General features: G+C 39.2%; 9 protein-coding genes. 6 read left to right on the top strand and 3 right to left on the bottom strand.

The window, feature by feature from the left end; all coding sequences use genetic code 11:
- Positions 1–47 precede the first annotated feature (47 nt).
- Complete coding sequence (locus DPX34_RS17355) at positions 48–413, bottom strand: DUF2956 domain-containing protein (RefSeq protein WP_111979716.1); 366 nt, start codon at positions 411–413, stop codon at positions 48–50.
- 256 nt (positions 414–669) lie between these two features.
- On the opposite strand from DPX34_RS17355, the gene DPX34_RS17350 reads away from it, so the two are divergent.
- From DPX34_RS17350 to DPX34_RS17330, 4 genes are all read left to right on the top strand, one after another.
- A complete protein-coding gene (locus DPX34_RS17350; RefSeq protein ID WP_111979715.1) occupies positions 670–903 on the top strand; it encodes a hypothetical protein in 234 nt (77 codons plus the stop codon).
- A 406-nt stretch (positions 904–1,309) separates the two neighbouring features.
- Positions 1,310–2,620 carry an MFS transporter gene (locus DPX34_RS17340; RefSeq protein WP_111979714.1) on the top strand — a complete coding sequence of 437 codons (1,311 nt, stop codon included), beginning with the start codon at positions 1,310–1,312 and terminating at the stop codon, positions 2,618–2,620.
- Between the two features lies 1 nt (position 2,621).
- On the top strand, positions 2,622–3,893 hold the full coding sequence (sbcD, locus tag DPX34_RS17335; RefSeq protein WP_111979713.1) for an exonuclease subunit SbcD: 1,272 nt from the start codon (positions 2,622–2,624) through the stop codon (positions 3,891–3,893).
- Positions 3,890–7,693, top strand: a complete 3,804-nt coding sequence (locus tag DPX34_RS17330) for an AAA family ATPase (protein WP_111979712.1) — start codon at positions 3,890–3,892, stop codon at positions 7,691–7,693. The genes sbcD and DPX34_RS17330 overlap by 4 nt, the downstream gene beginning before the upstream one ends.
- A gap of 307 nt (positions 7,694–8,000) precedes the next feature.
- Here DPX34_RS17330 and DPX34_RS17325 read toward each other — a convergent pair whose 3' ends face one another.
- Both DPX34_RS17325 and DPX34_RS17320 read right to left on the bottom strand, forming a co-directional pair.
- The gene (locus DPX34_RS17325) at positions 8,001–9,848 is read right to left on the bottom strand and encodes an Lnb N-terminal periplasmic domain-containing protein (protein ID WP_111979711.1); all 1,848 of its coding nucleotides are present in this window, start codon (positions 9,846–9,848) and stop codon (positions 8,001–8,003) included.
- A 72-nt stretch (positions 9,849–9,920) separates the two neighbouring features.
- Positions 9,921–10,367, bottom strand: a complete 447-nt coding sequence (locus tag DPX34_RS17320; RefSeq protein ID WP_111979710.1) for a DUF3015 family protein — start codon at positions 10,365–10,367, stop codon at positions 9,921–9,923.
- Positions 10,368–10,602: 235 nt separating this feature from the next.
- Between DPX34_RS17320 and purE the strand changes: the two genes are divergently transcribed.
- Both purE and DPX34_RS17310 read left to right on the top strand, forming a co-directional pair.
- Positions 10,603–11,097: a 5-(carboxyamino)imidazole ribonucleotide mutase gene (purE, locus tag DPX34_RS17315; RefSeq protein WP_111979709.1), complete on the top strand. Its 495-nt coding sequence runs from the start codon at positions 10,603–10,605 to the stop codon at positions 11,095–11,097.
- Positions 11,094–12,230 carry a 5-(carboxyamino)imidazole ribonucleotide synthase gene (locus DPX34_RS17310; RefSeq protein WP_111979708.1) on the top strand — a complete coding sequence of 379 codons (1,137 nt, stop codon included), beginning with the start codon at positions 11,094–11,096 and terminating at the stop codon, positions 12,228–12,230. Before purE ends, DPX34_RS17310 begins: the two co-directional genes overlap by 4 nt.
- Positions 12,231–12,477 lie beyond the last annotated feature (247 nt).

Genomic DNA, 12,477 nt, shown 5'->3' with positions numbered 1-12,477 from the left:
ACAAAATAACAGGCAAAACGTAGAAAAACCAAAACACGGTTTAGAGATTAATGATAGACGACATAAAAACCTATAAAAAAGAGCCATGACAAAACCAGTAAACACCAAGGCAACCAATTTAATGTCGGGCAAGCCGGTTCTTGCAAGGTAAGATGAGCCGTCGACGGCTCCTGACTTTGGCTGCCGTTCGTTTTATTTGTCTCATTGCGCCGGACTTGCTTAAGCTTTTTATCGAGTTCGCGAGCTTTCACTTTTTGCTGTTTTTTGTATTCGGCGATCCCTTTTTCAATGCCTTGAGCAATTAACTTTGTTTGCTCTTTCGATTGACCCGGCTTTTGAGTTGCCTTAGCCATAGCCATCGCTTGCGCTTGAACCTCGGGTGATATGTCTTGTTTGTCTTTTTTATGATTCATAAATAACCTTATAACAGCTGCGCTTTAATTTTTAGCAAATATATTCAACTGATTGATTTGCCAATGACTTATTAGTTAAATGTTATAAAAAAGCCAATTAATGAATAAAAACGATCTAAATCGATTTTATGTAAAACTTTACATCTACTGCTAATCTTAATCAAACAGACACTAAACCTACATCAATTTGTAACCTTCTAGCAAACACTAAATTAAGGTTATTGATTTTAAAAGTAAACTTATAAAAGGGCAGCACTTGTTTAATATTGATTATATGACACAAAGAGAGTTCACCGGCATTTTAATCGGCTTTGTATTAGCACTCACGCTAATCACTATCGGATTATTAGGTTCAGCTTTACATAATATTCAAATAATTGAAATGCCTAGTCTTTTAAGTACATTACTTATTTCAGCGGGTATTGCTTGCTTTGCAAAAGGTTTATTTATACTACTAGAGCCTTTAAAAACCACTAAAGCTTCATTTTAATTAAAACGATTTTTTATGCCAATTCATATAAATAAGTGATCTCTCAGAATGCATCCAGCGGTTTTTGAACAAGGCGTCGGTGTACAGGAATGGTTGTTCCCTTTCAAATATCGATAACGCAGGTCAAAAGGCGCTGGGGCATTCCTTTCAGGCGAGTTTTAAATGCGCTTACTCTGTGTTGCTCGAACTCAAAAGAGCACCACTATTCTTTCATGTAAGCGCATTTAAACGCTCGCTGAGTGGGCACTTATTATTACGGATTGGTATTATGCCATCAATCCGCTTGTTTTATACCCAAGTGACTTGGGTATATTAAACCAGATTTAAAAAATAGAGTCGTTTGCATTCTGTAGTTGTTTTATACTGATTTCAGCTTTCAGGCATCAGTTGCACAACAGGATTTAAAATGACAGATAAGTCAACATCACTTCTCTTTTCACCCCGCTTTTTACCTTATTTTATAACGCAGGCACTTGGGGCGTTTAACGATAATTTATATAAAAATACCTTATTGCTATTAGTCGCGTTTATGTCAGCCGCTAATCTGCCAATGAGCTCAGATTTAATCATTAATTTGGCTGCGGGTTTATTCATTTTGCCCTTTTTTCTATTTTCAGCTCACGCCGGATTACTCGCCGATAAATTAGAAAAGTCAGCTTTTATCCAAAAAGTAAAATTATGTGAAGTGATTTTAATGGCACTCGCTGGGGTCGCGATCCTGTTACAACAAGTCAGTCTCATGTTGTTATTACTGTTTTTAATGGGGTGCCAATCAGCTTACTTTGGACCGGTTAAATATGCGTTACTCCCTCAACATTTAAAGCCAGGTGAGCTATTACAAGGTAATGCCTTAGTTGAACTCGGTACTTTTTTAGCGATTTTATTAGGGACGTTGCTCGCCGGTATTTTAATTGGAGCTGATCATGGCACAATGTTAGCCGCTGGGTTAGTTTTTGCCTTTGCTATTTTGGGTTACCTTAGTGCTCGAAAAATACCTTATGCCGCGCCTATTGCGCCTGAACTATCAGTGCCTTTTAAACCCCTAGCACAAGCGGTTGCCATTATAAAATTAAGTAGACTACAAGCTCCTATTTTTAGTGTCATTTTAGCGATTAGTTGGTTTTGGTTTATGGGCGCAACTTACTTGACTCAATTTCCCAATTTAACTAAAACCGTGTTACAAGCACAACCTGAAGTGGTATCCATTTTATTAGCGTTGTTTTCAATCGGTATTGGTTTAGGTTCATTGCTTTGTAGCAAACTATCTAAGCAAATCATTAATCTAAATTTAGTCCCCGTTGGCGTGATTGGTCTCTCTTTATTTAGCGTGCATTTGAATTGGGCAATCCCCGATTTAAGCCATTTAGGCGGACAATTACAAAGCGCTAGTCAATATTTATCAGCTGGACGTAACTTCTGGCTTATGCTCGATATTCTAGCCATTGGCTTATTTGGCGGCCTGTATATTGTGCCACTATATGCATACATTCAAAAAAATGCCCAACCCGCGCTACGCGCCAGAATGTTTGCCGCTAATAATATTATGAACGCTTTATTCATGGTCGGCAGCGCGATTATTGCCATCATTGTGTTAGCTATTTTGAATGTGAATATTCCGCATTTCTTTATGGGATTAGGGATTGCAAACGCGCTTATCGGTTTTGTTTTACTTCGCCCTTTAACTTCCCGCTCAAAACCGCAAAATAAGATCAAATAACATGAAAATAATGCATACGTCGGATTGGCATTTAGGCCAATCATTTTACGGAAAAAGTCGAGCCCCCGAACACAAACTTTTTTTTAATTGGTTAATCGAACAAGTCAAAACCCATAACGTTGATGCGATTATTGTCGCGGGTGATATTTTTGATACGGGCACACCACCCAGTTATGCAAGAGAGTTATACAACCAGTTTGTCGTTGACCTACAGCGCACACGTTGTCAGCTGGTTATATTAGCGGGAAATCATGATTCAGTGGCCACACTGAATGAATCGAAGCAATTATTTTCGTATCTCAATACGCATTTACTCGCGGGTGTCGACACAAATGATATTGATGCTCAATTAGTCGAATTAGGCCAAGTCGATAACAAATTACAATCGATGGTAAAAGTAGGCGCACTCGTTTGCGCCATTCCTTATATTCGACCTCGAGATATCGTCAGCAGCCAAGCAGGGCAAAGCGGTCGAGATAAACAACAAAGTTTACAGCAAGCGATCGCTGAGCATTACCAAGCCTTATATCAAAAAGCACAAGCGCGTGTTGCCAAACTTGGCTATCCAGTACCGATCATCATGACAGGGCATTTAACCACGCTGGGCGCGAGCACCTCAGATTCGGTTCGAGATATTTATATTGGCACATTAGATGCTTTTCCGGCTAATGCCTTCCCACCGGCAGATTATATTGCGCTAGGCCATATTCATCGTAGCCAATGCGTAGCCAAATCGGAACACATTCGTTATTCAGGTTCGCCAATCGCATTATCTTTTGATGAATTAAACCGAGCTAAAACCGTTAATTTAGTTGAATTTACGCAAGCCGAATTGAGTCACGTCACCCCTCTAGAAGTACCTGAATTTCAAAGTATGCAAACGATCAAAGGTAATTTAGCCACAATAGCAGAGCGACTAGCCGAGTTTGAAGAAGCAGAACCCAATGAACCCGTCACGTGGCTTGATATTGAGGTAAGTGAACAAGACTATTTAAGTGATTTACAAACGCGGATTGAGAGTTTGAGTGCAAACCGCCCTGTCGAGGTACTGGTGATCCGACGTAAAAAAAATGTCAATCAAAGCAATTTACAACAGCAAGAAAAAGAAACACTCGCAGAACTGACTGCACACGACGTGTTTGAACGTCGCTTAGCATTAGAAAAAATAAACGATGCCGTTGATGAAAAACAAACTGATCAACTTAAACGCCTGCGTTTATTATTTGATCAATCCGTACAAGATGTCACACATGAGCAGGAGCCAAACGCATGAAAATTTTAAGTTTACGTTTTAAAAATATCAATGCGCTTAAAGGTGAATGGAAAATAAACTTTAATCAAGAACCTTTTATCAGTAATGGTTTGTTTGCGATCACCGGCCCCACAGGCGCAGGCAAAACCACACTGCTTGACGCGATTTGCTTAGCCCTGTATCACAAAACGCCACGTTTAGATGTCTCGGCGAGTCAAAATGAATGTATGACTCGTCACACAGCAGAATGTATGGCCGAAGTCGAATTTGAAGTAAAAGACAAAACGTATAGAGCATTTTGGAGCCAACGGCGTTCTCGTGGGCAAATAGACGGTAAGCTGCAAGCACCACAAGTTGAATTAGCTCAATGCTGGGATGACGCTATTTTAACGAGCAAAATAAAAGAAAAAGAAAATTTAGTCTCGGATATTACCGGTTTAAGCTTTGACCGTTTCACCAAGTCAATGTTGCTATCACAAGGCCAATTTGCGGCTTTTTTAAATGCCTCAGCCAACGAGCGCGCAGGGTTACTTGAACAACTCACGGGCACCGAAATTTATGGCTTGATATCACAGCATGTATTTAATCAAGACAAACAAGCTAAAGAAAAAATTGCACTTTTACAAGCCAAACAATCCGGTATGGCGTTACTCACCGATGAGCAACGAGCTGAACTGCAAACCCAACAACAAAACATTCAACAACAAGAAAAAAAGACAAGCCAAACGTTAAATCAAACTGAAGCACAGCATCAATGGCTGGTAAGCTTGACTCAATTACAACAAAAAAAATCTAATGTGGAGCACGATTTCCAACAAGCTGAACACGCATTAATGGCCGCACAGCCACAGCTAGATAAACTAAAAACCAGTGCCCCAGCAGAGTTATTACGCCCGCTATTCGAACAAAAGAAACAACTCAGCACTCAATTAATTGAAGATACAAAGCAACAAACCCAGTACCAAGCCGAATTAAAAAAAACGACTCTCGCCGTCGAGCAAAGTCAAACCATCACAAACCAAGATCAAACCCAATTTAACAACCTTAAACAGCAGCAAATTGAACACGAAAAACTCGTCGAAGAACACGTGATCCCGCTTGATGAGAAGTTAAACCAAAGCCAAAAAGAGCAAACAAGATTAACCAACCATAAAAATGAACTACTACAGCAACTAAACAAAACAAATATACAAGCCCAACATAGCCAAACAGAATTAAGTTCACTGCAAGCAGAACAAAAACAAATTAGCTTATATTTAACAGAGCACTCAAACCATGCTGAACTCAATGAAAAACTGCCAGTATGGCAAGATCAACATATGCAATTCCAGCAACTGCACAACCAAAGCGTTCAGCTAAACACCACGATCACGACCAGTCAGCAAACAATAGCGCAACTGAAGCAACAAATAGAACAACAGCAAATAGATGTAGAGCAAAGCAAAAACAGCGTAAACCAACAGCAGTTAGCAATAACGGCAGCAGAGCAAAAATTGTTGGATATAAGCCAGTTACCCTTAGACAAAATTGACGATCACCAACAAAACGTAAGTGATCAAATAAAGCAGCTTGAATACCAAGAACAAGCCAGCGCGCCGTTGCCAACACTTTGTCAGTTATATTTAAAAACCCAACAACAATTGACAGAGTTACAACAGCAGCAAGAAGATAATACCAAGTTATTAGCGCAAAAAAATATTGAATTGATCAATAAACGGGCTGAATATAAACAACAAAAACAGCATTGTGATGATCTAACTAACCTAGTCAAACGCGAACAACAAATTCAATCACTGGAAGCCGAGCGTGCGAAATTACAACCTGAAGAGCAATGTCCACTTTGTGGCTCAACCGAACACCCCGCGATTGATGAATATGCGGCAATCAACGTCAGCGAAAATCAACAGCGCTTGCAGCATTTAGAACAAACCGTTGAATCATTAAAAGATTCAGGCTTAGCCTTAAAAGAACAAGTTAATGCACTCGAAAAAAGCCAATTACAATTAGCAGATCAACAACAGAAGCAGCAACAAGAACAAACCGACCGACAACAAGACTGGCAACAACAATGTGAAGCTTTAAACACTCTATTATTAATCACCGAGCCCGATAGCTTGGCAAAATATCAGCAAGCGAATCTACAACAAAAGCAACAATTGCATCAACAACAAGCAGCATTACAGCAAGCGTTAAAACAACAAGCCCAAGCTAAACAAGAATATAATCAAGCGCAAACTATCTTAAATAATTTGCAACACGCATTAGCGTTAAGCCAGCAAACAAGTGATAACGCAGCGCAACAAGTTGATAAAGATAAACAACAATACAAACAATTGCATGAGCAATTATGGCAACCGTTGTTAGCCACCTTAACCGCCATGCTTCACTTTATTACCGAACCTGAGTTACTTAAAAGCGTGCAAACAAACATTGCTCAACTCAACAATCAGGCACTCCCAGAAAATCTATTACCTCAAGATTTTCCGGCTTACATCAAAGCGCTACAGCAAAACAAAAATACATGGCAAATCCAACAACAACGCACTCAAGAAATTGAAAACCAACAAGCGATTATCAACAACCAACTCACCAACTTTTCACAACGTGCCCAAGAAAGTCAGCAAGCACTTACAACGGTAGAGTCAGAACTACAACAAAACGCATTAATAAACCGTGATACACAAGCGAAACGACTCGAATTATATGGCGATAAACAAGTGCCTCAGCAGCGCCAGTGGTTGCGAGAAAAACTGAGTTCTGCCGAAGAAAGGTTAAGTCGACATCTGCACACTACGCAGACTTTATTAGCTGAACAGAGCAGACTAGAAGGCCAATTAAGCTCTCTCGACGTAAGCCTGAGTAACACAAATAAGACGTTACAGCCGATTCAAACAGAATTTACTGCGGGGTTACAACAACACGGCTTTAAACAAGAAGCCGATTTTATTCAAGCTTTACTACCGCATACCGAACAAAAGCGATTAAACGAGTTACAACAAACGCTCACTCAGCAGCATACAACAACACTTGCCCTCGTCGAACAAGCACAACAAGACTTGATGAATCATCAAACTAATCGCCCAGGTTCATTGCAGAATAATATGTTGCTAGATAATGCGTTGGCAGATACCGAGCAAAGCAATCAATTAATTCAACAATGGCAAAAAGAGATAACCGCTAATCGAGAGCAATTAAAACACTTAAATATAGAGCTTGGTCAACTCACGCATCAACTGCAACAAGATCAACAAAATCAAGCCTCGCTAGGTGAGTTACAAACCCAAATTTTACAAGCTCAACAGGCCAAAGATGATTGGAGTCATTTAAACAGTTTAATTGGCTCGGCAGAAGGCGATAAATTCAGGCGCTTTGCGCAGGGGTTAACATTAGATCATTTAGTTCACTTAGCAAATGAGCAACTCATACGCTTGCATGGTCGCTATATGCTCAAGCGTAAAGCCGATGCATCATTAGAATTGTGGGTGGTTGATACCTGGCAAGCTGATACTGAACGAGATACCAAAACACTGTCGGGCGGCGAAAGCTTTTTAGTGAGTTTAGCGCTGGCATTAGCCCTGTCAGACTTAGTCAGTCATAAAACCAGTATCAATTCTTTATTCTTAGATGAAGGCTTTGGCACCTTAGATGCCGATACGCTCAATACCGCCCTCGATGCACTCGACAATTTAAATGCCAGCGGCAAAATGATTGGCGTGATCAGTCATGTCGAAGCGTTAAAAGAGCGTATTCCAATTCAAATCCAAATCAGTAAATCACAAGGTTTAGGCATTAGTAAGCTAGCCGATCAATATAGGGTATAAAAATAAGCAACGAAGAAAAGTTAAGCGGAGTATTCGCTCCGCTTAATAAAAAAGAGACAGCTTAACCAATTAGTTTTAACTCTACTGTTCTTCTATTTTTGGCTTGTAAGGACCGTTTAATAAGCCACGTTTTTTAGAATCAAGCACCAGCCATTCGCAATTCGAGCGACATCAGGCGTACGATCATCAATATACTCACGGTAAACTTTAATCCCGCTACCTAACAAACCTTATTTCACATTTTGTGACCAGTAAAACAAAGCTTTGCTTTTCAATCGCATATCTATATTTGGCAAACACGGAAAAATCAGAAAAAATATGAAAATGAAGCGGTCATTTCGGTCGCAATTTGCTTTTCAACGTTTAGTCTAATTTCCCAATTACGATCGAAGTGAATGGCATTCTCCCATTTATAACGAGTTAATTGAATATCTGTATCATGTAAATAAAAACGATGAGAATAGATTAGCGAGCTCCGCCAATAGGAAGAGAGCTTGGCGATTGCACCTAATTCTATTTCAGTAGAAAATGATTTATACTGTAACGATGCGCTTTGTAATTTTGCGTTTTGCATTGCGTACAAAGCAAGCTTATTGCTTAGCTCGATGCTTTTCCCTACTCCACCCGTCAATGAAAAAATATTACATGGCTGACAAGATAATTCTTGCTGTTCAATGCCTGCTCTAATTTGCCAAGCATAACCACCATCGCCCGCTAAACCCGTTTTAGACGTGTTTAACGATTTTATATTTACCCCATCAAGGGTTTTAATCCAAATATCATTTTCTTTTATGGCAATTGATGCATCTAGCATGGCTAAGCTAGATAAAGGTAACCGACCAATTGGGTTAGATAATAAATCGTAATATGCGGTTCTAAATCTAAATTCACCGTAAGTCCCTATTTTAGTATTCTGTACTAGATTAATTTGTAATGTAGAGGGAGCCTGCCCTAAGTGAGGAGGCTTGTCATTCACTTTTTTCGTCCAATCAATAGGGGTGATTGGCCGTTTAAATAATGCAATAAGTACTGATTTTTTCGTTTCTTTAATATCGACATCTTTAACTTTTAAAAAATCAAGGTAATCCAAATATACATTTAACACCATGGCTTGCTCTCGCATTGTAAAATCAGCAAGTGCCGCGTCATGATCATTATGACGGTGTTCGATGAATTGATTTAAAGCCTTTTTTTGTTTTAAACTTAATTGTTCATACTTACGATGCAATATTTTTTGATGTGATGGTATTTGATCAATACGATCAACAGCTGGTTTTCCCATGATATCGACTTTGGCCAAACGTTGAAATACGGTTGTTGGAAAAGCAAAAGGAGAGTCATAATTAAGTAACGGCTCTTCAACAACAAGCTGAAGCAAACGTGCCATTTGATATGCACAGTTTTCTTTAGCAAAGTAATAGGTAAATTTTTTCTTGATTAACTCGTAACTATGAGCAACTAATTGTTCTAATTGATCAGGCATTAAATTCAATTTATATTGCCAAAGATCTCTCAATTCAGTTTTAGCATAACTATGATCTTGCTTATAAAATAATTCATCTGTAAACCCAGCTTCATAACCACCAAATATACCTTTTGTGATATATACCAGCATATTCTCATCTGGCGGAGTGATCGCACCAAAATTAAGAGTCGGTGAAACTAAATTTCTTCCTTGGTGAGCATAATGTTCTAAATCAAACCGAAGTAATAAATGTCCATATATCGATGCAGGGTTACTCAAGTATCCACTCGCTAAAATAACGCTGATTGATTTTATTTCATTGTCTCGTGTCCAAGCGAGGTAGTCTTTACAATCCAATATATTATGTGTAAACCGTCTTGGGTATTGTTTTTTTAGCCATAAATACCGAGCAGGAAAAGAACAAATAGTCGTATTAGGCGTTTTTTCAGATTCAGATAAAAAAGCCTTAACCGTCATTTTTAATTCGGCAAACGGATCGCTATGACCTGATTTAGATAGAAAGAAAGAAGGTGAAATAACTTCACTTTTTAAACGATTACCCGACTTCTTGTAGTGTAATAATTTATGCCAATAGGTATCGGCTGATAATTGCTCATAATTGAGTTCACTTGCTAAGGCACACTTACAAAACAAGAATAAGAGTAAGAATAAAAAGTGTAGAACTCGCATGAGATAGAGGACTTAAAAAGAATGGAATATAAAATGTTGTAGCTCAGATAAGCTACAACAAATAAACAAAATTTATTTTGCTGCACATTGCGTATTTAACGCAGTAAATAAAGCTTCTGCTTTTTCTACTCTAGCTTGGCTAGAAGCAACAGTTGAAGCCATTTCAGAACGAACAGCCGATGCATCAGCCGTATTACAGCTCATTAAAGTTAATGTAGCAGCTAAATAATCACCTTGACCTTTAGCAAGATCAGCTTCAATACTTTCGTAGCTATGATTAATAAATTCGGCAGCTATTTTATCTTTACCACCCTCACATGTCTGCTCAGACAAACCAGCACTTGTTACCGCGGTTGTACCTAAATCCCAAATAACATTAGAAATTGCAGCAGCCGCAGGCGTTTCTTGGAAAATCATTGCACCAATACCACAATCTGTCCATGGGTTAAGTTTTGCGTTAACCATGCCCGATGTAGCCAATAAAGAAAGCGCTATTGCTGAGTATTTTACTAATTTCATTATTAATTCCTTAATCCATTTTATTGTATGCGTTTAATCGCTTGATGAATTTATTGGCAAAATGCATAGATGTCAACAAAAGCACCCTCACAAAATAGCACTGAGATTAATTTTATGTGTTAAATAACCTTTAAAACTATCCAAGTTTGCTAAATAACGGTATTATTCGCCTTTTTTCTTAATAACCTTTCGGCTTATAAAATAAGCAGCCGAAATACCGCGATAGAGGTGTCAAATGGCGCAAGTTGCAATTGTAATGGGTTCACAATCAGATTGGCCGACAATGCAAAAAGCGGCTCTTATTTTAAGAGAGCTGGGTATCGAATTTCATGCGCAAGTTGTATCCGCGCACAGAACACCTAAATTACTGACTGAATTCTCTGAATCAGCGGCTGAAAAGGGTTATAAAGTCATTATTGGCGGTGCTGGTGGCGCAGCTCATTTACCGGGCATGATCGCCGCACACACGCATTTACCTGTTTTAGGTGTACCTGTTCGCTCTAGCCAATTAAGCGGCTTAGATTCGTTGCTTTCTATTGTACAAATGCCAAAAGGTGTTGCTGTTGGTACACTGGCAATTGGTGAAGCCGGTGCTGCCAATGCGGGCTTACTTGCGGCACAAATTATTGGTACAACAGACGAGTCTGTTGCTAAAAAGATAATTGAATTTAGAGCAAAACAAACACAAACCGTATTAGAAAATTCAGTATTGGAGTTACCAGAAGTATGATGGTTGTCGTGCTTGGCTCTGGCCAATTAGCACAAATGACATACTTAGCGGGCGTGCCGCTAGGCATTCAGGTTGTTGCTGTTGATCCAGTTAATAATACAGTGGTTCACCCCGTTGAAAAAAACATTCTCTCTTTATCGGTTTCCGATGCGTTTAACCAAGCCGCAGCGATTACCGCTGAGTTTGAGCATCTGCCTGCCGCATTGTTAACCCAAGCCCATGCAACCGGTAAGCTGCATCCATCAGCTGAAGCCATTCAAACAGGCGGCGATCGTTTAAAAGAAAAGCATTTATTAGATGTATTAGGCATTAATAATTGCGCTTATGTGCCTATTTTTACGGTTGATGAATTAGATAGCGCGTTTGCCTCTATCGGGCCCGAATTAATTATCAAAACCAGTAAAGATGGCTACGATGGTTATGGGCAATTTAGAGTTAATGACGCTGAAAGTTTAGCCAGTGTAAAAACAGAATTAGCGCAGCATGATTTTAAGCGTAACCCATTAATCGCTGAGCAAAAATCAAAATTTGATCGCGAAGTTTCATTAGTAGGTGCTCGTAATGGTCAAGGTGAGATAGTTTGTTATCCGTTAGCTGAAAATTTACATTTTCAGGGCCAATTACGAGTCTCGTTAGCACCCGCTCCTCGCGTCAGTGATTCAGTGCAACAACAAGCTGAAATAGCCTTTAAGGCGCTAGCTGAAAAGCTAGATTATCGTGGTATTTTAGCCATTGAGTTTTTTCAAGTGGGTGACACGCTTTTAGTTAATGAAATCGCACCTCGCGTACATAATTCGGGTCACTGGACACAACAAGGCACTGACTTTAGTCAATTTGAAAATCACTTGCGCGCCGTAGTCGATTTACCGTTAGGTCGTTCACACACATCAAGTGTCACCACGATGATTAATCTTATTGGCTGTGAAAAAACGATTGCGTTGCAAGTCGCTGATCTTGGTGGACATTTACATTGGTACGGCAAAGACGTTAGAGCCAAACGTAAAGTTGGCCACGTCAATTTTACCGCCAATAGCGTCGAGGATAGCATTCAGCAACTTAAAGCGGTTGAAGCTCTTGGTCATGCAAACATGTTCCCACTCATTGATAAAGTGATTGCCGATTTAAGCGCTTAACTATTTTTATCGTTTGATCTCTTAAGGCACATTTAATGTGCCTTTTTTGTATCTGTAATGAAGTAAATAAAATAAAGTGAAGTATCATTGTCATGGAATCAATAATCTCAAACGGTTGCATCACTTAACCTGATTTGAGGTTATATAACAAAAAAGCCTATTTTTGACAGCTAAAGATTATTTATCTAGAATCACCTTCAACGCGCTAACTAAATCTAAATCGACCACCCTAACTTAACCACTCCAA

Origin of the sequence: Algibacillus agarilyticus (assembly GCF_003286125.1) — a bacterium.
GTDB classification, from domain to species: Bacteria; Pseudomonadota; Gammaproteobacteria; order Enterobacterales; family Alteromonadaceae; genus Algibacillus; species Algibacillus agarilyticus.
Note: the sequence above shows the minus strand (reverse complement) of the source record. Positions and strands in the feature narration are given on the sequence as shown.